22 protein-coding genes are annotated in these 22560 nt (G+C 66.9%); 11 read left to right on the forward strand and 11 right to left on the reverse strand.

Annotated features, from left to right (window positions below; all coding sequences use genetic code 11):
• The first annotated feature begins 185 nt into the window (after positions 1 to 185).
• Together RZV17_RS11530 and RZV17_RS11535 are read left to right on the forward strand one after the other, a co-directional pair.
• A complete protein-coding gene (locus RZV17_RS11530) occupies positions 186 to 623 on the forward strand; it encodes a SufE family protein (RefSeq protein WP_039407583.1) in 438 nt (145 codons plus the stop codon).
• A complete protein-coding gene (locus RZV17_RS11535; protein WP_355603505.1) occupies positions 620 to 1870 on the forward strand; it encodes an MFS transporter in 1251 nt (416 codons plus the stop codon). Before RZV17_RS11530 ends, RZV17_RS11535 begins: the two co-directional genes overlap by 4 nt.
• Positions 1871 to 2175: 305 nt before the next feature.
• Here the strand turns inward: RZV17_RS11535 and dksA are convergent, their stop codons facing one another.
• Complete coding sequence (gene dksA, locus RZV17_RS11540; RefSeq protein WP_104579702.1) at positions 2176 to 3201, reverse strand: RNA polymerase-binding protein DksA; 1026 nt, start codon at positions 3199 to 3201, stop codon at positions 2176 to 2178.
• Between the two features lie 84 nt (positions 3202 to 3285).
• On the opposite strand from dksA, the gene yidD reads away from it, so the two are divergent.
• Genes yidD through RZV17_RS11555 form a run of 3 tightly spaced genes read left to right on the forward strand, consistent with a single transcriptional unit; the run spans position 3286 to position 5770 of the window.
• Entirely contained in the window at positions 3286 to 3582 is a 297-nt protein-coding gene (gene yidD, locus RZV17_RS11545) for a membrane protein insertion efficiency factor YidD (RefSeq protein ID WP_068838601.1), read from the forward strand.
• Complete coding sequence (locus RZV17_RS11550; protein ID WP_355603510.1) at positions 3579 to 4928, forward strand: dihydroorotase; 1350 nt, start codon at positions 3579 to 3581, stop codon at positions 4926 to 4928. The genes yidD and RZV17_RS11550 overlap by 4 nt, the downstream gene beginning before the upstream one ends.
• On the forward strand, positions 4928 to 5770 hold the full coding sequence (locus tag RZV17_RS11555) for a M23 family metallopeptidase (protein WP_355603513.1): 843 nt from the start codon (positions 4928 to 4930) through the stop codon (positions 5768 to 5770). The genes RZV17_RS11550 and RZV17_RS11555 overlap by 1 nt, the downstream gene beginning before the upstream one ends.
• A 561-nt stretch (positions 5771 to 6331) precedes the next feature.
• On the opposite strand, the gene RZV17_RS11560 is transcribed toward RZV17_RS11555, so the two are convergent.
• Positions 6332 to 6625: a hypothetical protein gene (locus RZV17_RS11560; RefSeq protein WP_355603516.1), complete on the reverse strand. Its 294-nt coding sequence runs from the start codon at positions 6623 to 6625 to the stop codon at positions 6332 to 6334.
• Between the two features lie 468 nt (positions 6626 to 7093).
• On the opposite strand from RZV17_RS11560, the gene eat reads away from it, so the two are divergent.
• The 3 genes from eat to eutC are packed head-to-tail and all read left to right on the forward strand — an operon-like array spanning position 7094 to position 10682.
• Positions 7094 to 8458, forward strand: coding sequence for an ethanolamine permease (gene eat, locus RZV17_RS11565; RefSeq protein ID WP_355603519.1), 1365 nt, complete (start codon positions 7094 to 7096; stop codon positions 8456 to 8458).
• A complete protein-coding gene (locus RZV17_RS11570; RefSeq protein ID WP_355603522.1) occupies positions 8455 to 9867 on the forward strand; it encodes an ethanolamine ammonia-lyase subunit EutB in 1413 nt (470 codons plus the stop codon). Before eat ends, RZV17_RS11570 begins: the two co-directional genes overlap by 4 nt.
• Positions 9864 to 10682: an ethanolamine ammonia-lyase subunit EutC gene (gene eutC, locus RZV17_RS11575; protein WP_355603525.1), complete on the forward strand. Its 819-nt coding sequence runs from the start codon at positions 9864 to 9866 to the stop codon at positions 10680 to 10682. The genes RZV17_RS11570 and eutC overlap by 4 nt, the downstream gene beginning before the upstream one ends.
• 49 nt (positions 10683 to 10731) lie before the next feature.
• Here eutC and RZV17_RS11580 read toward each other — a convergent pair whose 3' ends face one another.
• From RZV17_RS11580 to RZV17_RS11590, 3 genes are all read right to left on the reverse strand, one after another.
• Positions 10732 to 11022: a hypothetical protein gene (locus RZV17_RS11580; protein WP_355603528.1), complete on the reverse strand. Its 291-nt coding sequence runs from the start codon at positions 11020 to 11022 to the stop codon at positions 10732 to 10734.
• A gap of 94 nt (positions 11023 to 11116) precedes the next feature.
• Entirely contained in the window at positions 11117 to 11998 is an 882-nt protein-coding gene (locus tag RZV17_RS11585) for an MBL fold metallo-hydrolase (protein WP_355603531.1), read from the reverse strand.
• Between the two features lie 116 nt (positions 11999 to 12114).
• Positions 12115 to 12603, reverse strand: a complete 489-nt coding sequence (locus RZV17_RS11590; protein WP_039407610.1) for a pyridoxamine 5'-phosphate oxidase family protein — start codon at positions 12601 to 12603, stop codon at positions 12115 to 12117.
• Positions 12604 to 13012: 409 nt separating this feature from the next.
• Here RZV17_RS11590 and RZV17_RS11595 point away from each other — a divergent pair, with 409 nt between their 5' ends.
• Together RZV17_RS11595 and RZV17_RS11600 are read left to right on the forward strand one after the other, a co-directional pair.
• On the forward strand, positions 13013 to 14152 hold the full coding sequence (locus RZV17_RS11595) for a putative acyl-CoA thioester hydrolase (RefSeq protein WP_355609332.1): 1140 nt from the start codon (positions 13013 to 13015) through the stop codon (positions 14150 to 14152).
• A 387-nt stretch (positions 14153 to 14539) separates the two neighbouring features.
• Positions 14540 to 16207 carry a glycosyl hydrolase family 28 protein gene (locus tag RZV17_RS11600; protein ID WP_355603534.1) on the forward strand — a complete coding sequence of 556 codons (1668 nt, stop codon included), beginning with the start codon at positions 14540 to 14542 and terminating at the stop codon, positions 16205 to 16207.
• Between the two features lie 66 nt (positions 16208 to 16273).
• On the opposite strand, the gene RZV17_RS11605 is transcribed toward RZV17_RS11600, so the two are convergent.
• The 6 genes from RZV17_RS11605 to efp form a co-directional block, all read right to left on the reverse strand.
• Complete coding sequence (locus RZV17_RS11605) at positions 16274 to 16963, reverse strand: phytoene/squalene synthase family protein (protein WP_166748729.1); 690 nt, start codon at positions 16961 to 16963, stop codon at positions 16274 to 16276.
• A 28-nt stretch (positions 16964 to 16991) separates the two neighbouring features.
• The gene (locus RZV17_RS11610) at positions 16992 to 17657 is read right to left on the reverse strand and encodes a phosphoglycolate phosphatase (protein WP_355603537.1); all 666 of its coding nucleotides are present in this window, start codon (positions 17655 to 17657) and stop codon (positions 16992 to 16994) included.
• A 112-nt stretch (positions 17658 to 17769) separates the two neighbouring features.
• Complete coding sequence (gene ubiG, locus RZV17_RS11615; protein ID WP_039407691.1) at positions 17770 to 18489, reverse strand: bifunctional 2-polyprenyl-6-hydroxyphenol methylase/3-demethylubiquinol 3-O-methyltransferase UbiG; 720 nt, start codon at positions 18487 to 18489, stop codon at positions 17770 to 17772.
• Positions 18490 to 18518: 29 nt separating this feature from the next.
• On the reverse strand, positions 18519 to 19856 hold the full coding sequence (locus tag RZV17_RS11620) for a TRZ/ATZ family hydrolase (protein WP_047697848.1): 1338 nt from the start codon (positions 19854 to 19856) through the stop codon (positions 18519 to 18521).
• A gap of 18 nt (positions 19857 to 19874) precedes the next feature.
• Positions 19875 to 20723, reverse strand: coding sequence for a hypothetical protein (locus RZV17_RS11625; protein WP_233548906.1), 849 nt, complete (start codon positions 20721 to 20723; stop codon positions 19875 to 19877).
• 4 nt (positions 20724 to 20727) lie between these two features.
• Positions 20728 to 21294: an elongation factor P gene (gene efp, locus RZV17_RS11630; RefSeq protein ID WP_039407624.1), complete on the reverse strand. Its 567-nt coding sequence runs from the start codon at positions 21292 to 21294 to the stop codon at positions 20728 to 20730.
• Positions 21295 to 21395: 101 nt separating this feature from the next.
• Here efp and epmB point away from each other — a divergent pair, with 101 nt between their 5' ends.
• On the forward strand, positions 21396 to 22424 hold the full coding sequence (epmB, locus tag RZV17_RS11635) for an EF-P beta-lysylation protein EpmB (RefSeq protein ID WP_179455993.1): 1029 nt from the start codon (positions 21396 to 21398) through the stop codon (positions 22422 to 22424).
• Positions 22425 to 22560: the final 136 nt, after the last annotated feature.

The following is a 22560-nucleotide window of genomic DNA, read 5'->3' on the forward strand; positions in this document are numbered from 1 at the left end:
GGGTGCGGGCGAAGCCACATGCATCAAAACGCCAGGCTTGGCGCGCACCTCACTCCGGCCCTGCTCTGCGACCCGGCCCGCGCTGGCAGCGCGGTTGCTCCAAGGCCCGCGCGCCGGTGGCACGCAAACCACGCCTTCTCGCCCCAGCGCGAAAGGGGCTTTGACCAACGCTTCTGGATGTCCTGATGACCAACTCCCCCTTTCCGCTCGAACCCACTGCCGTCGAGGCACAGACGGCCATTGCCGATGAGTTCTCCTTCTTCGGCGACTGGTCCGAGCGCTACCAGTACCTGATCGACCTGGGCCGCAAACTGCCCACCTTCCCCGAACAGTGGAAGACCGAAGAACACCGCCTGCACGGCTGCCAGTCGATGGTGTGGATCGTGCCCGAAGGCAATGCCGAGCGGCTGGACTTCCATGCCGTCAGCGATTCGGCCATCGTTTCGGGGCTGATCTATCTGGCATTGCGCGTGTATTCCGGGCGTAGCGCGCAAGAGATTCTGGCCACCGAGCCGGACTACATCGCCGGCATTGGCTTGGCCAAGCACCTGTCGCCGACCCGCAGCAACGGCGTGGCCGCCATGCTGGCCTTCATCCGCGACACCGCGCGCGCGCAGCAGTGAGCACGCCCGCGCCCTCGCCTGCCGATTCGTTGCGCACGCTGTTCGCCCATCCAGGGTTTGGCCAGGTGCTGCTGTACCGCGTGGCGGCGATGCTGTCGTACCAGATCGTGGCGGTCACGGTCGGCTGGCACATCTACGAGATCACCCGCAATCCGCTCTCGCTGGGCCTGATCGGCCTGGCGGAGATCCTGCCGTTCTTCTGCATCGCCCCGTTTGCCGGCTATCTGGTCGATCACCTGCCGCGTCGCCGGCTGGGCATGGTGGCGGTGCTGGGCCTGGTCGCCACTGCACTCCTGCTGCTGGCGATCACGCAAGGCTGGTTGCCGGTGCAAGGCGTGTGGCCGATCTATGCCGCCATTGCGCTGACCGGCGCGGCGCGCTCGTTCCTGTCGCCGGTCTACAACGCCCTGTTCGCCCGTGCACTGCCCCGCGAAGCGTTCGCACGCGGCGCCAGCATCGGCAGCGTCACCTTCCAGGCCGGCATGGTGATCGGCCCGGCGCTGGGCGGCGTGCTGGTCGGCTGGGGCGGCAAGGGGCTGGCCTATGGCGTGGCTGCCAGCGTGGCGATGGTGGCGATTCTGGCGCTGGCGCTGTTGCGCGTGAGCGAGCCGGTCAACGAGGGCCCGCGCGCGCCGATCTTCCGCAGCATCGCCGAAGGCGCGCAGTTCGTGCTGTCCAACCAGATCATGCTGGGCGCGATGGCGCTGGACATGTTCTCGGTCCTGCTGGGCGGCGCGGTGTCGATGCTGCCGGCCTTCATCCACGACATCCTGCACTACGGCCCCGAAGGCCTGGGCATCCTGCGCGGTGCGCCGGCACTGGGCTCGATCGTGGTGGGCGTCTGGCTGGCGCGCCACCCGTTGCAGCGCAACGCCGGGCGTGTGCTGATGCTGTCGGTGGCCGGGTTCGGGTTGTGCACCATCGCCTTCGGGCTGTCGCGTCATTTCTGGCTGTCGGCGGCGATCCTGCTGGTGTACGGGATGTGCGACGGGGTGTCGGTGGTGGTGCGGCAAACCATCCTGCAGCTGGCCACGCCCGATGCCATGCGCGGCCGGGTGTCGTCGATCAACGGCATCTTCATCGGCTCGTCCAACGAGCTGGGCGCGTTCTACGACGGCGTGATGGCGCGCCTGGTCGGGCTGGTGCCGGCGGTGGTGATCGGTGGCTGCGTCACCCTGGGCGTGGTGGCGACCACGGCCTGGAAGGCGCCGCGCCTGCGCAAGCTGGATTTGCGCGAGCTGCAATAGCCGGATGTACAGGCAGCAGCGGCCGCGGATGCGGTCGCTGCTGCCTGTCGCGTTGGAGCATCCTTGCGCCGCACGCCGGCACACGCGCCCGCTGTATGCCCTGCCATGGGTGGCCACATCACGCGGCGCGCGATGCGACGGCGCGGTACCACGATTATCCGTCATGCGAGACCGCACGCAGATCGTTCGGGTGGCAGCCACGTCGGCCCTGCCGCTGCGGCTAACCATACGCCTGCACACCGCGCGCGGCGACCATAAAAAAACCCCGCGTTGGCGGGGTCTTTCGTGAGCGTCGAGGCGCCGGATCAGTCGCCCTGCTGCTTCTGCAGATGCTCCCAACGCTCCTGGGCGTCGATGGTGCGCTCGGCGGTGAGACGCGCTTCCAGGCGATCCAGACCAATTTCTTCGCCAGTATCGACGCAGTACCCGTAGTCGCCGTCTTCCAGACGCTTGAGGGTGCTGTCGATCTTGGAGATCAGCTTGCGTGCGCGGTCACGCGCGCGCAGTTCCAGCGAGTTCTCGGTCTCGCGCGTGGCACGCTCGGCTTCGTCGCCGATGTCGCGCACTTCTTCGCGCAGGTTTTCGATGGTCTGCTTGGATTCCTCGACCATCTCGTTGCGCCAACTCTGCAGGCGCTGACGGAAGTATTCCTGCTGCAGCTTGCTCATGTACTCCTCGTCCGCAGACGGCTTGTAGCCCTGCGGGAGGATCGGGCGCCCGGTGGCGTCGTCGGTCTTGTAGTCGACCACCTTGTACTTGGTCTTGGGCGTCTGACTGGACGGCTTGGCGGTCACGGCCACAGCCACCTTGCCGACCGGACGGGTCGCGGCGGGCTTGGCGGGGGCTTCGGTTTTGGTTGGCGTTTTAGCGGAAGATTTCGAAACGGGCACGGGATTCTTAGGTGACGGGGTCGCAGGCTTTGCCGGCTTCGCAGGGACGGCCTTGGGGGCCGGTGCGGGCGCGGGCTTTTCAGCCTTGACCGGGACTGACTTGGCCGCAGCCGGCTTGGTGGCCGGCTTCGGTACGGACTTGGACGCCGCCGGCTTTGCGGCCGGCTTGGCGGCAGCCGGAGCTGCCTTGCTGGCCGCCGGCTTGGCAGCAGTCTTGGCGACAGGTTTCGCGGGCTTGGTCGCTGCGGGCTTGGAGACCGGCGCCTGCTTGGCAGCGGTCTTGGTCGCAGCTGCCTTCTTGGCAACCGGTTGCTTGGGGGCCGGCGCCGCCTTCTTGGCGGCCGGTTTTGCAGCGGCGGGCGCCGCTGCCTTCTTCGCAACGGGTTTGGCGGACTTCTTGGCGGCCTCTACGGCCTTTTTTGCAGGTTTTTTAGCAGCCACGAAACGCTCTTCCTTGGTTCCCCCGGGGCCCGGGAAAGCGGGTCTTTATAGCGTACCCCGCAGACCCCCGGCAACCACCTATTAATGCAACTCGCATATGATTGGCAAGTGATCTCACGCCTGCTCATCGCGCTGTTGCGCTTCTACAAGCTGTTCATCAGCCCCCTGCTAGGGCCGCGCTGCCGGTTTGCGCCCAGCTGCTCGGAGTATGCGATGACTGCCATCGGCCGCTTCGGCCCGCTACGCGGTTGCTGGCTGGCCGCACGCCGGCTGGGCCGCTGCCACCCTTTCCATCCGGGCGGGTTCGATCCGGTGCCCGATGCGCCCGGCGCCGCCACGCCATCTTCTTCTTCCTGCCGCTGCAAAGGACCTCATCCATGAGCCGAACCCTCATCATCAATGCCCGCCTGGTCAACGAAGGCAAGGAGTTCGATGCCGACCTGCTGATCGAGGGTGGTCGCATCGCCAGAATCGACAGCAGCATCACACCCGCCGACCGCGATACCGTGGTGGACGCGGCCGGGCGCTGGGTGCTGCCGGGCATGATCGACGACCAGGTGCATTTCCGTGAGCCGGGCCTGACCCACAAGGGCGACATCGCCACCGAATCCGGTGCGGCCGTGGCCGGCGGCCTGACCAGCTTCATGGACATGCCCAATACCAACCCGCCGACCCTGGATGCGGCCGCGCTGCAGTCCAAGTACGACGCCGCGGCCGGGCGCGCCTGGGCCAACTATGGTTTCTACATGGGCGCCAGCAACGACAACCTGGCCAACATCCAGTCGCTGGACCCCAAGACGGCGCCGGGCATCAAGGTGTTCATGGGCGCCTCCACCGGCAACATGCTGGTCGATAACCCCGAAACCCTGGACGCCATCTTCCGGGACGCGCCCACCCCCATCATCACCCACTGCGAAGACACGCCGACCATCGATGCGACGATGGCGCAGTACAAGGAGAAGTACGGCGACGCGCTGACGCCGGACATGCACCCGGACATCCGCTCGCGCGCAGCCTGCCTGAAGTCCTCGCAGCTGGCGGTGGCGTTGGCGCGCAGGCACAACACCCGCCTGCACGTGCTACACATCTCCACCGCCGATGAGCTGTCGCTGTTCGACGCCGGGCCGCTGGTGGACGCCGACGGCAAGCTGCGCAAGCGCATCACCGCCGAGACCTGCATCCACTTCCTGCGTTTCGACCGCAGCGACTACGCGCGCCTGGGCAACCTGATCAAGTGCAACCCGGCGATCAAGGACCCCGAGGACCGTCTGGCCTTGATCCAGGCGCTGGCCGAAGACGTGATCGACGTGCTTGCCACCGACCACGCCCCGCACACCTGGGAAGAGAAGCAGAAGCCGTACGCACAGGCGCCCTCGGGCCTGCCGCTGGTGCAGTACGCACTGGTCGCCGCACTGGAGCTGGTGCACGAAGGCAAGCTGCCGATCACCCGTATCGTGCAGAAGTTCGCGCATGCACCGGCACAGCTGTTCGATGTGGAACAGCGCGGCTTCCTGCGCGAAGGCTATTTCGCCGACCTGGTGATGATCGACAACACCCCGTTCACCGTGAAGCGCGAGCAGGTGTTGTCCAAGTGCGGCTGGTCGCCGTTCGAAGGCACCACCTTCCGCTCGCGCATCGCCGCGACCTGGGTCAACGGCCAGCAGGTGTGGGACGGCGAGCAGCTGGTCGGCAGCGCCGCCGGCCAGCGCCTGACCTTCGACCGCTGATGCGCGCAAGCCTGTTGGGCGCCTGGTTGATCCTGGCGCCGGTCGCGCTGGTGGCAGGTACTGCCGATGCGCAGAGCGCGACCGCCGCGACTGATGTCGTGTTTCCGCAAAGCGCCTCGCAAGGTGCGCTGCTGATCGGCAAGGTGCCGGCGGGCAGCAAGGTGCAGTACGCCGGCCGGACCCTGCGTGTAAGCGGCTATGGAAGCGTGGTGTTCGGTATCGGCCGCGATGCCACCGGGCCATTGCAGGTGCAGATCACCCCGCCCGGAGGCAACACGCAGACCGTGAGCATCGCAGTGACGCCGCGCGACTGGCCGATCGAGCGCGTCAACGGCGTGCCGCCCAAGACAGTCAATCCACCGCCAGCAATCGCCGAACGGATCAAGCGCGAGCAGGCGCAGGTCACGGCGGCGCGCGATCGCGACGATGCACGTACCGATTTTGCGCAGCCCTTCATTTGGCCGGTGCAGGGGCGCATCAGCGGCCGGTTTGGCAACGCACGCGTCTACAACGGGCAACCCGGCGCCGGCCATTCGGGCATGGATATCGCCGTGCCCACCGGCACCCCGGTGAAGGCACCGGCGGCCGGCGTGGTGACGTTCGCGGCGCCGGATCTGTATCTCACCGGCGGTACGGTGCTGCTGGATCACGGCTTTGGCGTGAGCTCGAATTTCCTGCATTTGTCGCGTATCGACGTGAAGGTGGGCGATCGGGTCGAGCAAGGCCAGGTGATTGCCGCGGTTGGTGCCACCGGGCGTGCCACCGGGCCGCATCTGCATTGGGGGATGAACTGGTTCGAAACCCGCATCGATCCGTTGCTGGTGCTCGAACGCGGCAAATAACGTGCGGGCTATCCGAGGCAGCACGCTCTCCGGCGCGCGGCGGCGCGGTTGCTCTCGCGCGGCATCGACATCACTGCGGCGCGGTTCGACGTGCGGATCGATCCATTGCTGGTGCTCGAACGCGGCAAATAAAACCGGCGGGCTATCTGAGGCGGCACGCTCTCCGGCGCGCGGCGGCGCGGTTGCTCTCGCGCGGCGTCGACATCACTGCGGCGCGGTTCGACGTGCGGATCGATCCATTGCTGGTGCTCGAACGCGGCAAATAACGTGCGGGCTATCTAGAGGCGTCACGCTCTCCGACACGCGGCGGCGCGGCTGCTGTCGCGCGGCGTCAAGATCACTGCGGCGCGGTTCGACGTGCGGATCGATCCATTGCTGATGCTCGAACGCGGTAGATAACGTGCGGGCTATCTGAGGCGTCACGCTCAGGCGCGCGGCGGCGCGGTTGCTGTCGCGCGGCATCGACATCACTGCGGCGCGGTTCGACGTGCGGATCGATCCATTGCTGGTGCTCGAACGCGGTAAATAACGCGGTAAATAACGCGGTAAATAACGTGCGGGCTATCTGAGACGGCACGCTCTCCGGCGCGCGGCGGCGCGGTTGCTGTCGCGCGGCGTCGACATCAGTGCGCGCGGTTCGACGTGCGGATCGATCCATTGCTGGTGCTCGAACGCGGCAAATAACGTGCGGGCTATCTGAGCCGTCACGCCCTCCGGCGCGTGGCGGCGCGGTTGCTGTTGCGCGGCGTCAAGATCACTGCGGCGCGGTTCGACGTGCGGATCGATCCGTTGCTGGTGCGGATTCGGCGCGCCACCAATCAGGCGTCGCAGGCAATGCCCGGCGTGAGGCCGCACTTGCCTTCTCCCCCCGGGAGAAGGTGGCGCGCAGCGCCGGATGAGGGTGCGGCAGCGTCAGGTATCTTGCGGTACGCGCCTCCTCAAAGCCCCTGCGCAACGGCCGGCGGCGGGCCTGGAGCCGGGACTTGCCTGAGGGCACATCTGCAGCGGCAATGCCGGCTGCCGCAATCGCCCATGGCAGCGATGCAGAGACGATGCTCCTGTACACAACCCGCTTCCAAGCACAGACCTGTCTGCGGAAAGCGCGTCCGTAGAGCGCATGTCATCCACGCGCACGCGCGTCTCGCCGCTGCCCGCCACCTTGGCTTGGCAGACCTACCCGCTGCGCATGTGTCCGCCAGCAGGCTTTGCGGTATAACCGGAAGGCCGCCGAGCGTCGGCTGATTGCAGCGCCAGCTCAGCTCGCGACGGTCCATCCGCGCCACTGGCGGACGTGCCTGGTCTCCCCTCCCCCGACTGCAGGAGATGTGCGACATGCGCAACGAGCAACTCAAGCCCACCCTCGGCACCTGGCAGTTATGGGGTATTGCGGTGGGCCTGGTGATCTCCGGCGAGTATTTCGGCTGGAGTTATGGCTGGGGTACTGCAGGGACATTGGGGTTCCTGGTCACCACGTTGCTGGTCGCGGTGATGTACACCTGCTTCATCTTCAGCTTCACCGAACTGACCACTGCCATCCCGAACGCGGGCGGCCCGTTCGCCTACAGCCTGCGTGCGTTCGGCACCTATGGCGGCATGCTCGCAGGCCTGGCCACCCTGATCGAATTCATGTTTGCCCCGCCCGCCATTGCGATGGCCATCGGGGCGTACCTGAACGTGCAGTTCCCCACGCTCGACCCGCGCATCGCGGCGATCGGCGCGTACGGGATCTTCATGAGCTTGAACATCGTCGGCGTGGCGATTGCGGCCACCTTCGAGTTGATCGTGACCTTGCTGGCGGTGATCGAGCTGCTGGTCTTCATGGGCGTGGTGGCGCCGGGTTTCAGCGTGGCGCGCTTTACGGCCAATGGCTGGGCCGGCAGCGACGTGTTCGGGCCGGCGGCGATCTCCGGCATCTTTGCGGCGATTCCGTTTGCGATCTGGTTCTTCCTGGCGATCGAAGGCGCCGCCATGGCGGCCGAGGAAGCCAAGGACCCCAGGCGCACCATTCCGCGCGCCTACATCGCCGGCATCCTCACCCTGGTGGCGCTGACGCTGGGCGTGATGGTGTTTGCCGGCGGCGTGGGCGACTGGCGTCAGCTGTCCAACATCAACGATCCGCTGCCGCAGGCGATGGAGGCAGTGGTGGGCAACAGTTCCACCTGGCTGCATATGCTGGTGTGGATCGGCCTGTTCGGCCTGGTCGCCAGCTTCCACGGCATCATCCTGGGCTATTCGCGACAATTCTTCGCCTTGGCACGCGCCGGCTTCCTGCCGCACGGGCTGGCGAAACTGTCGCGCTTCCGCACGCCACATCGCGCGATCCTGGCCGGCGGCGTCATCGGCATTGCGGCCATCTGCAGCGACGGCGTCGTCAAGATCCAGGGCATGTCGCTGACCGCGGCCATGATCACCATGTCGGTGTTCGGTGCAATCGTGATGTATGTCATGAGCATGCTCAGCCTGTTCACACTGCGCCGTCGCGAACCGGGGCTGGAGCGCAGCTTCCGGGCTCCGGGCTATCCGGTGGTACCGGCGGTCGCGCTGGCGCTGGCGGTGGTGTGCCTGGTGGCGATGGTGTGGTTCAACCCGATCGTGGCGGTGATCTTCGTCGGCCTGCTGCTGCTCGGCGCAGCCTGTTGCGTGCTGAGTCTGCGTCGCCAGGGCGCCACTGCGGCCGGCAGCACATGAGCGGCTTCGCCTTCACTGCCGGTGGCGAGCGTTTCCGGTTTGCCGATCTCAAACAGTTGCTGGCCAAGGCCACACCGGCCCGCTCGGGCGATCAGCTGGCCGGGCTGGCGGCCGAATCCGGGCTGCAACGGGCGGCAGCGCAGATGGCGCTGGCAGATCTGCCGCTGCGCCATTTCCTGCAGGAAGCGGTGGTGCCCTATGACAGCGACGAAGTCACCCGGCTGATCGTCGACCAGCACGATGCGACGGCGTTTGCCGCGGTGGCGCATCTCACCGTCGGCGGCTTTCGCGACTGGTTGCTGGGCCCGCAGGCCGACGAAGCCACATTGGCGGCGCTGGCACCGGGGCTGACGCCGGAAATGGTGGCTGCGGTGTCCAAGCTGATGCGGGTGCAGGACCTGATCCTGGTGGCGCAGAAGACACGTGTGGTCACGCGCTTTCGCAACACCCTGGGCCTGCGTGGCCGGCTGTCGACGCGGCTGCAGCCCAACCACCCCACCGACGATGCCACCGGCATTGCCGCCAGCGTGCTCGACGGCCTGCTGTACGGCAACGGCGATGCAGTGATCGGCATCAACCCGGCCAGCGACAGTCTGGCGGCAACCACCGCGTTGCTGCGCATGCTCGATGCGGTGATCACCGGCTATCAGATTCCCACCCAATCGTGCGTGCTTGCGCATATCACCACCACCATCGACGCCATCAACCGCGGCGTGCCGGTGGATCTGGTGTTCCAGTCCATCGCAGGCACCGAAGCGGCCAACGCCAGCTTCGGCATCAATCTGGCGCTCTTGCAGGAAGGCTACGAGGCCGGCCTGTCGCTGCGCCGGGGCAGCGTCGGCGACAACGTGATGTATTTCGAGACCGGCCAGGGCAGCGCCTTGTCGGCCAACGCGCACCACGGCGTGGACCAACAGACCTGCGAGGTGCGCGCGTATGCGGTGGCGCGGCAGTTCAAGCCGCTGCTGGTCAACACCGTGGTCGGCTTCATCGGCCCGGAGTATCTGTATGACGGCAAGCAGATCATCCGCGCCGGGCTGGAGGATCATTTCTGCGGCAAATTGCTCGGCGTGCCGATGGGCTGCGACATCTGCTACACCAATCATGCCGAAGCCGATCAGGACGACATGGACATGTTGCTCACCCTGCTCGGCACGGCCGGCATCAACTTCATCATGGGCATCCCCGGCTCGGACGATGTGATGCTCAACTACCAGACCACCTCGTTCCACGATGCGCTGTATGCGCGCCAGGCGCTTGGCCTGCGCGCCGCGCCCGAGTTCGAGCAGTGGCTGGAGCAACACGGCATCCTGCGGTTGCACGACGACGGGCGGTTTGAACTGGGCAGCGAGGTCCCGGCACCGTTTCGTCGTGTGCTCTCGCAGCTGCCTTCCGGTACCCCATCGTGAGCAACCCGGCCACACCACCGCGCGATGCATGGGCACGGCTACGCCAATTGACCCCGGCGCGCATTGCGCTGGGGCGGGTCGGCACCAGCCTGCCAACTGCTGCCCACCTGGAGTTCCAACTGGCGCATGCACAGGCGCGGGATGCGGTACACCTGGCATTCGACCCGGCTGCGTTGCAGGCTGCGCTGCGGCAACGAGGACGCGACAGCATCCTGTTGCAGAGCGCGGCAGCAGACCGCCATACCTATCTGCAGCGCCCGGACCTGGGCCGCTGCCTGGCCGACACTGCGGCGACCCAGCTACGTGGCCAGACCGCAGTGCACGGCGGCGGCCACGATGTGGCGGTGGTGATCGCCGACGGCCTGTCCGCGCTGGCGGTACACCGGCATGCCGTGCCGATGGTGGAACACATCGACGCATTGGCAGTGCAGCAAGGCTGGACAGTGGCGCCAGCGGCGCTGGTCGCACAGGGGCGCGTGGCGGTGGGCGATGAAGTGGGCGAACTGCTCAAGGCGCGCGCAGTCATCGTGTTGATCGGCGAACGTCCCGGGCTCAGCTCGCCCGACAGCCTGGGGCTCTATCTCACCTACGCACCGCGCGTCGGCCTGACCGATGCCGCGCGCAACTGCATTTCCAATATTCGTGCAGAAGGCCTGAGCTATGCCGACGCGACGCACAAGCTGGCGTACCTGCTACGCGAGGCCTTCCGGCGCAGGCTCTCCGGCGTGCAGCTCAAGGATGAAGCCGAGCAGCCGGCCCTGCTCTCCAACGGACCGGCCGACGCGGCTCCACGCAACTTCCTGCTGCCTGACTGACCTGCACCGGCCGCCGACGCACGCCTGCCCGCACGCACCACCGAGGAGCCTACTTCAGCGCGCCATCCTGCGGATTGCTGGCTGCATAGGTGCTGGTCTGCAATTCGTTGTCGTGCGGGTGGCGCAGCGCCTGACGTACATCGTCCGGAAGTTGCTCCACATCCAGCATCACCTTGCCCGAGTACACATCGCGCACCACCGATGCCGGCAGCACGAAGTCGCCACCGTTTTCGATATTGATCACCAGTTCCGCGCCGTCGTTGCGGATATCGCGCACCGCGCCAACGCCGACTTCACCGTCGCGCAGGAACACCATCTGGCCGATTTCGATCTGCTGCATTGTCTGTCTCCGTCTGAGGCATCGCGACACCCTGCGCAACGCTATGAGCGACGATCATGGCGCTGCGCGGTGTCTGGGGGCGGTGAAGCGCAGATCAGTGCGGCGTCGGCGCGTGCAGCAAGGCGCCTGCCGGCAGGCGTGCCGGCTGCCCGGCGACGCGCTCGAACTCGGTGATGTCGTGCGAGCAGAACAGCTCGACCTCCCCGCCGTGGTGCTGACGCAGGTGACGCAAACGTTGCTGGTTGCCCAGCCGCGCGGCGCGATCCTTTTCCAGCATCCACTGATACAGGCGCAACCCCGGCGTGCAGTACGGTTGCTGCGCATCCATCTCGCGATGGAAGAAATACGCATCGCCTGCCAGCAGCAACCAGCGTTCGGTGCTGCGCACGGCAATGGCCGCATGCCCCAGCGTGTGGCCCGGCAGCGGCAGCATCAGGATCTCCGGCGGCAGGCCGTGCAGGTCGCGCACGCAGTCCAGGCCCATCCAGCGTTCGCCGGCAAGCGCGTCATAGCCACGCCATTGACCACGTGTGGACCACTGCTGCGGCCGGAAGCGTTGCCGATCCATCCAGGTGCGCTGCGCAAATGCCGCGTCACGCTCGCTCGCCATCAGATGCACACGCGCATGCGGGAAGTCATCCAGCCCGCCGGCATGATCGAAATCCAGATGGGTCAGGATGATGTGCCGCACATCGCGCGGGTCCAGGCCCAGGCGTTGAATCTGCCGAATCGCCGTCATATCCTCGCGTAGCTCCGGCCTGACCAGGGCCAGAAAGAAACCGCTCAGACGTGCGCGTGGCTCGGCCACATCGCGCAACCCGAAGCCGGTGTCGATCAGCACCAGCCCGGCGCTGGTTTCCACCAGCAGACAGTGGCAACACAGGTGACCGCGATTCAATACACCAGGCGTGCGAGCGTCCATCAGATGCCCGCCCAGCGGACACGTGGAAATGCAGTTCAGGTGATGCACGCGCATCGGCGCGCTCCGCTTGGCGGGCCAGCGTTGCAGTGCTGGCGTCGCACCCCGGTGACCATTCGTGCCACCGGAGTGCGCATGCACACGCGACCTTGACGGCCGCGTGCGCGAGGAGCTCAGCGCAGCGGAACGTCCGCGACCTTGTCCTGGTAATCCTTCTTCGGGTCGACGCCAAACAAGACCTTGATCCCGGCAAGCAGGCTGGAGCCGTTGAGCCAGATCTGTGCGTGGTCCGCGTCCAGGCGCAGCAGCGCCAATTTCGGGTCGTCCTTTCCGCCTTCGTACCATGCGGCCACGTGCGGGTTCCACAAGCGCTCGACCACGGCAGGATCGGTGTCCTCGCGCAGGGAACCGCTGATGCTGGCGAACAGGTCATGCCCCTTGCTGCTGAAAGCGCCGATGACGCGACGGCCCTGCCCCAGCATCGCGATCAATGCATTGTCCTTGGAGGTGAAGAACCAGATCGGGCCGCCGCTGTCGCCTTCGATCTGCGCGGTCATCGGACGCGCATGGCCGTCTTCGACGCCATCCAGGCCCAGCATCACGGTGCGGTCGGACTTCAAGGCCTTCCAGAATTTGTCCTGCAGTTCTTTGGGATCTGCCATTTCGATTCCTGACGTACGCGTTTGCACGCGGGCCGCTGAGTCTGGAAGGGCGCATGCCCACGGCATGTGAGGACGCGGCGCTGCACCATGCATCCGGCAATGCCGGCCCACGCAGCATCGCCTGGTGAGCGCGCCGGGACCTGGTCCCGTTGCAAACCGTGATCACCCCGCACATCTCGTACATTGCTTCGCACCGTCGGTCATCCACAAGCGAGCCCGGCAGTACCATCGCCCTGCCCCGCGTGCGGCGACTGACGTGAGTTCGAGTGGATGGCCGCTGCGACGTGGCGGCCATCCACTAGAACTGCCGGCATCTGCCGGCATTTCACAGGTATGCACGCATCCCTTCCCAAGCGAGCACCTCACCATGTCCGTCCCGTCCTTGCGCACGACCTGCATCGCCGCTGCATTGCTGACGCTTGTCAGCGTCGATGCATCAGCACTCACCGGCACCGCCACGCGGCCGCAGCTCACCCGCAGCGAAGCCAGCACCTATACGATCACCCAGGCACTGGCCAAGACCGGGCCAATCACCGCACCGGTCACCGACAACTGGAATCCCACCGCCGGCGTGGCGCTGCTCACTGCCGACTACGCCGTGGCCGCGGACGGCTCCACCAATTACCGCAGCGTGCAATCGGCGATCGATGCAGCGGTGACCGCCGGTGGCACCACGCGCCGCTACATCAGCATCAAGGCGGGCACCTACACCGAGCTGGTCTGCGTGCCGGCCAACGCGCCGCCGTTGACGCTGTTCGGGCTGGGCGCGTCCGCAGGCGACACCGTCATTCGCTTCAACAACGCCAACCCCACGCCCAAGCCGGCGGGCACCGCCAGCCACGCCTGCGCCAGCAATGCGGCGGCGACCACGGTCGGCACGTCCAACAGCGCCACGGTGACGGTGCGCGCCGCCGACTTCCAGGCGCGCCATCTGCGCATTGAAAACAGCTACATCGAAGGTACCTTCGCAGACGTAAACCAGTCGGCGGTCGCACTGGCCGTGCGCGGCGACAAGGCAAGTTTCGAAGATGTAGTTGTACAGGGCAACCAGGACACCTTGCTGATCAGCGCGACCAACGCAGCCAACGTGAATCGCGCGTATTTCAAGAACAGTACGATCGATGGAGATGTCGACTTCATCTTCGGCTCGGGCATCGGCGTGTTCGACAGCTCGAACATCCGCTCCGTAGGTTCGCGTCTGGGCGCCACCCGAGGCGGTTACATCTTCGCACCCAGTACGCGGCCAGGTAGCACATACGGCTTCCTGGTGATCAACAGCAGGTTCGTTGCATTGTCCGGCTCGCCCGACAACCAGACCTACCTGGGCCGTGCCTGGGACGAAGGTGTCAGCGGCCTGAGCGCGTATGTCAACGGCACCTCGCCCAACGGCCAAGTCACGGTGCGCGATTCCACCCTGGGCAGCCACATCCGCAAGGCGGCGCCGTGGAATGCATCCACGGCCAACCGTCCGTTCTGCAGCAGCGGCTGTGCCAACTCCGCAAACCGTTTCTATGAGTACGGCAACAGCGGTGCAGGCGCCGCCGACTGAGCTGTCTGCAACAGCGTCCTGGACGACGCGCGTGGCTTTCAAGGGCGCGATGACGCCCGGCACTGCAACCAGCGCCCGTTGGCCTGGCGCGCGACGCGCCAGGCCAACAGGCCCTCTGGTCTTGTTGCTGCCGTGCCGTTGAGTGCGGTGCGCCACGGAATTGCAGCAATGCATTGCTGGCTTCGGCAAGACGGTGCTGAGTTCGCCCCGCCGACGCCGGGCAGCGGGGCAAGGCGCCACGCTGGCGCCCGCACCTGACCGATCGGCACCGCGGGGCATCAAACCGCCGCCCGTGCAACTGCATGCAACCACGCCACCGTCATGACCGCAGGTGGCTGCCGTGCACAGATCGGGCAGGCGCGTCCTGTCCTCCCCGGAGCACTCCCAATGCCTAGCCCCACCTCTCTCACCCGCGCGCCACTGACCGTGGCATTGATTGGCCTGATCAGCCTCCAGGCCGGCGCCGCACCACCACATGCGCAGGCGGATGCCGATAGCGCGCACAGCATCTCCACCAGCTGGGGCGTGATCCGGCAGCCGACGCTGCCGACACAGATCTGCAGCACGCTCAAGGCGGCCCTGGTGCCGGTTGCCGGTTCACTGGATGCGCTCGATCAGGATCCGGCGCGCTCCAAGCGCGATACCGCGCGCCTGCAGGCCGCCATCGACGATTGCCCGGCGGGCAGCGCGGTGCATCTGGTCCCCGGCGATGCAGGCGAGTCGGGCCTGTTGACCGGCCCGCTCACCATCAAGAGCGGCGTCACGTTGTGGATCGACCGCAACGTCACCGTGTTCGCCTCGCGTAATCCGCAGGACTATGACAACGGCCTGGGCACCTGCGGTACCGCCACCACTGACAAGGCCAAGTCGTGCAATCCGCTGATCCATTTTTCCGACACCGCCAACAGCGCCATCGTCGGCGCCGGCAAGATCGACGGCCGCGGCGGAAGCACGCTCACCGCCGGGCCCAATGCCGGCAAGGCCAGCTGGTGGGATCTTGCCTATCTCAACGTCACCAAGGGCTTGAGCCAGCACGTGCCGCGCCTGATGCAGATCGACAACAGCACCGACGTAACGCTGTACGACATCACCCTGGAAAACTCGCCCAACTTCCACGTCATCAGCGACAACGTGGTGGGGCTGACTGCATGGGGCATCAAGATCCTGGCGCCCAGCCTGGTGTATTCGCGCCCCGGGTACCGCTGCCCGGCCGGCAGCACGCCGGACGTCAATCCGCATGCGACCTGTTTTACCCCGGAAACCGCCAAGAATACCGACGGATTCGACCCTGGCCAGTCGAAGAACGTGCTGCTGGCCTATTCGTACATCGGCACCGGCGATGATGGCGTGGCCATCAAGGCAGGGGCCAAGGCCACGCGCGTCATCGCCTCGGAGAACATGCTGTTCGCCTACAACCAGTTCTATTTCACGCATGGCTTTTCGCTGGGCAGCGAAACCGACGCCGGCATGCGCCACATCGCCGTGCGCGGCTTGAGCATCGACGGCTTCAACGCCAACGACGTTGCGCGCGACCCGTATTCGGCCAATGGCCTGCGCATCAAGTCAGACGCCTCGCGTGGCGGGCAGGTCTCCGACATCAGTTTCGACACCATCTGCATGCGCGGCGTCGCGCGTCCGCTGGTGTTCGATGCCAACTACGCCAACGCGGCCGTGCACGGCAAGATCCCGCAGTTCAGCGGCATCTCGCTGCGCAATGTGCATTCGCTGGGTTCAACGACCCTCGGCGCCGGCGAACTGAGCTTTTACGGGTATCGCGATGCCAGCACCACGCGGCCGATCACCCTGTCGCTGGACAATGTCGTGCTCGATGGCGGCAAGGTCAGCTTTGCGCAGCCCCACTTCGGCGGACCGGCCAGCAATCCGGGTGCGGTGCATTTCAGCTTCAACGGCGGCCCGGTGAGCTTCTACGACCAGCTCACGGCCTCGATGCCGGACGATGTGCAGCTGCAGGGCACGCCCGGTCCGGGCAAGCCGCTGGACTGCAGCAATGCCTTCATTGCGTACCACACCGTGCTGCCCGATTCGCCGATCTGATCGCGGCCACGCGTGCGCCCTGAAGCCCGGTGGCTGCATTCCAGCAGGATGCAGCCAGCGGGCGTTTCACGCCGAGCCGCTGGCAGCCCGCCAGCTATGCCACAGCTGCTGGACCGGCGGCGGATAGGCCGCCTTGCCGGCCAGCTCGCGCTGCAGGCGCAGCCGTGCCAGCCGCGACCATACCCGGTGCGGTCGCGCCAGGGCCGGCTTGCGCGGCCACGCACGCAGCAACTGCGTGCGCCATGCCACCGTGGTCACGCCGCCAGGCGCTGCGCTATCGCCGGCCACGCGCTGGCGTGCGTCCAGCCATTGCACCGCCACCGCCGTGGCATCGCCCGGCTGTGCACGCGCAAACAGCACCGCTTCCACCGCAACCACTGCCTGGGCGAAGTCACGCAGCTGCTCCAGTGCCTGCTGCAACGATGCAGGCTGCACACGCGCGGCCTGCATCGCGGGCAAGGTGTCGGCCAGTTGCGCCCACGGCGCACGTACCGGCTCCAGCACGCGCCCCAATGGGTGACGCGAGCGCTGGCTGGACCAGTCGCGCAGCTCCTGCTGCCACCAGGCCAGCTTGGCATCGGCCGGCAACGGGTCGCCGGCGATGTTCATGATGTCCTCCCATTCCTGCAGCAACGCAAACCAGGCAGCGCTCAGGCGCCGCTGCGGTTCGGGAACGAAAGGCTCGGCAACCGACCACTCCGGCCAGCGGGTGCGCCACTTGTCGAGAAAACTGTCGAGAGCACTGGATTGGCTCATGGCTGGTCCGAAAAAAAGCGAAAGAAGATCAGGTCTGCGGCCATGTCGCCGGGTCCCACAACTGCTGCGGATGCTCCACCAGCACATCGGCCTGCCAGCGCGATGGTGCATCGTCATGTAAACGATAGCCCCACAACACCGCCACCGACGGCATGCCGGCCGCGCGCGCTGCAACGATGTCGCGTTCGTCATCGCCAACATAGACGCACTGCGCAGGCGCCACAGCGATGCGTTCGGCAGCGGTCAGCAGCGGCAACGGATGCGGCTTGCGCTCGGGCAGGCTGTCGCCACCGATCAACACGGCGCAGCGCTGCTGCCACCCAAGTTGCGGCAGGATCAGACGCGCAAGGTATTCGGGCTTGTTGGTCACCACGCCCCAGCTGCAGCCGGCATCGTCCAGCCGCGACAACAGCGCCTCGATACCATCGAACAGCTGCGACTGCGTGCCGATCAAGCCTTCATAACGCTGCAGAAATTCCGGCACCAGGGCCGTGCGCGCATCGGCATCGAGCTCGGCAAACGCCACGCCCAGCATGGCACGCGCCCCTTTCGACACCACCGGACGCAACTGTTCCAACGCCAGCGGCGCACGGGCGCGTGCCGCCAGCATCGCGTTGACGGTCGCCAGCATGTCCGGCGCGCTATCCAGCAAGGTGCCATCCAGATCGAACAACGCCGCGCGCGGAAGGCTCACAGGACCACCGCCATCACGCGGCGATCCGCAACCGGACCTGCGCCGGGATCCATCAAGATCCCTGCCAACCGCCGTTGCGACTCCCGGCTCCCAACTCGCGACTGCCTGCCCGTCACGGCTTTACCGCATACGCCAGGTAATTGACCTCGGTGCGCGAAGACAACCGCGCGCGGTTGCGCCACGGCTCGTAGAGCATGCCGCTGACGTCGTCCAGCTGCAGCTCGGCATTGCGCAACCAGGCCGCCAGCTCTGCCGGCTTGATGAAATCCTTGTAGTGATGGGTGCCCTTGGGCAGCAGCCGCGCGATGTATTCGGCGCCCACCACCGCCAGCGCGAACGCGGCCGGGGTGCGGTTGAGCGTGGACAGGAACAGCTTGCCGCCCGGCTTGAGCAGGCTGGCGCAGGCGCGGATGATCGCGGTCGGGTCCGGCACGTGTTCGAGCATTTCCATGCAGGTCACCGCATCGAAACTGCCTGGCTGTTCGGCCGCCAGGTCTTCCACCGACTGCACGCGGTAGTCCACCTGCACGCCCGATTCCAGGCTGTGCAGGCGCGCCACCTTGACCAGCTCCGGCGCCAGATCGATCGCGGTGACCTGCGCGCCCAGGCGTGCCATCGACTCGCTGAGCAGGCCGCCGCCGCACCCCACATCGAGCACGCGCGCGCCGGCCAGCTGCTGGCGTGCGGACACGTACTGCAGACGCACCGGGTTGAGCGCATGCAGCGGCTTCTGCGGGCCGTCTGCGTCCCACCAGCGGTTGGCCAGTGCGGCAAACTTGTCCAGTTCGGCCTGATGGAAGTTGGTGGAACTGGAGTGGGTCGTGGGATTCATGCGGAACTCCGGGATGCGATGACGCGCGCTCAGGCGCGGACGGTGCGGATGCGGTCGCGCCATTGCCGCGCGTTGGCGACGAGGGCCGCGGTATCCATGTCGATCAGCTCGCGCTGCACCAGCTTGGGCTTGCCGGCGATCCACACATCGGTGACCTGATGCCGGCCGGCCGCGTAGATCAGCTGCGACAACACATGATGCAGCGGCTGGGTTTCCAGTGCGGCAAGATCCACGCAGACCAGGTCGGCCTGCTTGCCGACTTCGATCGAGCCGATCCTGTCGCCGAAGCCCAACGCACGTGCACCGCCCAGCGTGGCCGCGCGCAGCGTGGTCGCCGCGTCCAGGGCGGTGGCATCGTTGGCCACCGCCTTGGCCAGGATGGCGGCGGTGCGATTCTCGCTGAACATGTCCAGGTCGTTGTTGCTGGCGCAGCCGTCGGTGCCGATGGCCAGGTTCACGCCTGCACGCTGCAGCGCGCAAGCCGGACAAAACCCCGAAGCCAGCTTGAGGTTGGATTCCGGGCAATGCACCACGCTGACGCCGCGCTCGGCGCACAGGTGGATTTCGGCATCGGTGAGCTGGGTCATGTGCACGGCGATCAGGCGGTCGTTGACCAGGCCAAGCCGGTCCAGGCGCGCCAGCGGGCGCTGCCCGTACTGCGTGATCGAGTCGGCCACTTCCTGCGCGGTTTCATGCGTATGCAGATGCACCGGCATGTCCAGCTGGTCGGCGAGCATGCGCACGCGTTCGAAGTTGGCATCGTTCACCGTGTACGGCGCATGCGGCGCGAACGCGGTGCTGATCAACGGATCGTCGCGCCACTGGTCGTGCAACTCGCCGGCACGCGCGAAATACTCATCGTCCGACGACGCCCACGCGGTGGGGAAATCGATGATCACCGCACCGACCAGTGCGCGGAACCCGTGCTGCTTGTAGACCGCTGCCTGCACATCGGCAAAGAAGTAGTTTTCGTTGACGCAGGTGGTGCCGCCGCGCAGCATCTCGGCGATCGCCAGCGTGGTGCCGTCGGCGACGAACTCCGGCCCGATCACCGCCGCTTCCACCGGCCAGATGTGCTGCTGCAGCCACACCATCAACGGCAGGTCGTCGGCGACGCCGCGCAGCAGCGTCATCGGGTTGTGCGTATGCGCGTTGACCAGGCCCGGCATCAGCGCCGCGTCCGGGCGCGACACGGTCTGGGCCGGCGCAAAGCGCGCGCGTGCCTGCGCAGTCGGCAGGATCGCCACGATCACGCCGCCGCGCACGGCCACGGCATGATCTTCGAGGACCACCGCATGCGGTTCGATCGGCACCACGTAGCCGGCTTCGATCAGCAGGTCGCACGGTTCTGGGGGAGCATTGGTCATGAGCGGATCCATAGAAGGTTAGTTGCCGAACGGCCAGCTGGCATTGCCGCCGGAGGTCGCCACATAGCGTGTTCCGTCGTAGCGCAACAGCTGCCGTGCGCGACGCGTGCGTTCGGCATCGGGGCCGCCGCCGGTCACGCTCTCAAGGGTGCGGATGTTTGCGGTCAGGACGATGTCCGCATAGCCGGCGTGTGACTGCGGTGCCATCGCCAGGGCCAGCTCTGCACTTTCGGTGATCACCCCGCCCTGCCCCGGACTGCAGGGTTCGCCCTTGACGCGCTGCCAGAGCGACAGATCGCGTTGCAGCACCGGGCGCAGCGTGCGTCCGTCGCGGACCAGCAGGGTCAGTGCATCCTCGCTGCTGAAATCCGGGCAACTGGGCCCACGCGCGACGCTGTGCACGACCACGCCGATCGCGCGCGTCCCGGGCGCCACGTCGTAGCGCGCGGTATCCAGACGCAGGCTGTCGGCATCAAGCTCGAAGGCGGCGTCTTCGCCCAGGGCCTGCGTATAGCCGGCCAGCACCTTGCCGCTGGCGGCGTCCAGCAGGGCAACGCGCAATTGCAGTTCACGCTCGCCTGGCGCGGCGGCATCGGCGGCAAACGCGATGGCCGCCAGCCGGATCGTCGCATCGTAGGGCCAGAGCTTGCAGGTCTGCGCCACCACGCGATCGTCTGGCGCCGTAGCGACGGCGCCGTCGAATACGTCGGCCTGCGCCACCGCTGCAATGCTGCGTGCATCGCAGGTTGCGGCGGCCGCGTGGGCAAGCGCCGGGCAGGCGGCCAGCGCGGCGCACAGCACGCCGCCCACGACCCACGGGACACCGGCATCGCGTCGCGCTCGCTCCAGCCAGTGTCCGGCGCGCATGCGGTTACTTGACGCGCGCGGAGTATTCGCCCGAGCGGGTGTCGACCTTGATCACTTCGTCCTGGTTGACGAACAGCGGCACGCGCACCACGGCACCGGTTTCCAGCGTGGCCGGCTTGCCGCCGCCGCCGGAGGTATCGCCACGCACGCCCGGGTCGGTCTCGGTGATCTTGAGCTCGACGAAGTTCGGCGGCTGGACCCAGATCGGCGCGCCGTTCCACAGCGTCACGATGCAGTCTTCCTCGCCCTTGAGCCACTTCTCGGCGCCGCCCATGCCGGCCTTGTCGGCCTGCACCTGCTCGAAGGATTCCGGGTCCATGAAGTGCCAGTACTCGCCATCGCTGTACAGGTAGCGCATGTCGGTGTCGACCACGTCGGCCACTTCCACGTCGTCGGTCGCCTTCATGGTCATTTCGACCACGCGCCCGGACTTGATGAAGCGGTACTTCATGCGGGTGAAGGCCTGGCCCTTGCCCGGCTTGACGTACTCGGTCTCGGTGATGACCGCCGGTTCGTTATTGACCAGGATCTTCATGCCGTTCTTGACATCGTTCATGCCAACAGTGGCCATGGTGCAGCTCCTCGATAAGACCACGACCCGCCACTCTGGGGCGGGTCGGATTAGAATGGGGCGCCCGCCATCACCGGCGGGCATTGGTTTTGTGACCGCACATGATAACCGCAGCCCCCCTCGCCTTGCAGCCGTCCCCGCTCCCCATCCTGCAGCCGCCGCGCTGGCAACAGCAGTGGCGCGACGCCGTGCGCGACCCGCGCGCCCTGCTGGCGCTGCTGGGCCTGGAGGCGCAGGCCGCCGGCATCAGCGATGAAGCGGCGGCGCAGTTCCCGCTGCGGGTGCCGCACGCGTTCGTGGCCCGGATGCGGCCTGGCGACCTCAACGACCCGCTGCTGCGCCAGGTGCTGCCGCTGGACGCGGAGATGCAGCCGGTTCCCGGCTTCGGCCTGGATGCGGTCGGCGATGCGGCTGCAAAAACCGCCGCCGGGGTGATCCAGAAATACCGCGGCCGTGCCTTGCTGATCGCCACCGGTAGTTGCGCGGTGCACTGCCGCTACTGCTTCCGTCGCCACTTCCCGTATGCAGACGAAACCGCCGCCCGCGACGGCTGGCGCGCGGCCGTGGCCGCGATCGCGGCCGACCCGGGCATCGACGAAGTACTGCTCTCCGGTGGCGACCCGCTGTCGCTGGCCACGCCCAAGCTGGTCGAACTGACCGACGCCCTGGCCGGGATCCCGCACCTCAAGCGCCTGCGCATCCACAGCCGCCTGCCGGTGGTGCTGCCCGAACGCGTGGACGCAGCGCTGCTGGCCTGGCTGCGCAGCCTGCCGTGGCCGGTGGCGTTCGTAATCCATGCCAACCATGCCAACGAGTTCGACGCCGCGGTGGACGCTGCCGTGCATGCCCTGCGCGGCGCTGGCGCGCAGGTGCTCAATCAGGCCGTGCTGCTGCGCGGCGTCAACGACAGCGTGGACGCGCTGGCCGCCCTGAGCGAGCGCAGCTTTGCGGCCGGTGTGCTGCCGTACTACCTGCACCAGCTCGACCGCGTGGCCGGCGTGGCGCATTTCGAAGTCGACGACACCCGGGCACGTGCCCTGCATGCGGCACTGGCCACGCGCCTGTCCGGCTACCTGGTCCCGCGCCTGGTGCGCGAAATCCCCGGCGACACCGGCAAGCGCCCGCTGTAACCGTCACCGCCATCGGCGCTCACGTGCACTGTAGGAGCGCCCTTGGGCGCGATGCAGCCTTACCGGTAGTGCTCCATCGCGCCCGAGGGCGCTCCTACGCACAGCGGTGCGGCACGTTAAAGCGACGTATGCACGC

Origin of the sequence: Xanthomonas cannabis (assembly GCF_040616535.1) — a bacterium.
Classification (GTDB): domain Bacteria; phylum Pseudomonadota; class Gammaproteobacteria; order Xanthomonadales; family Xanthomonadaceae; genus Xanthomonas; species Xanthomonas cannabis.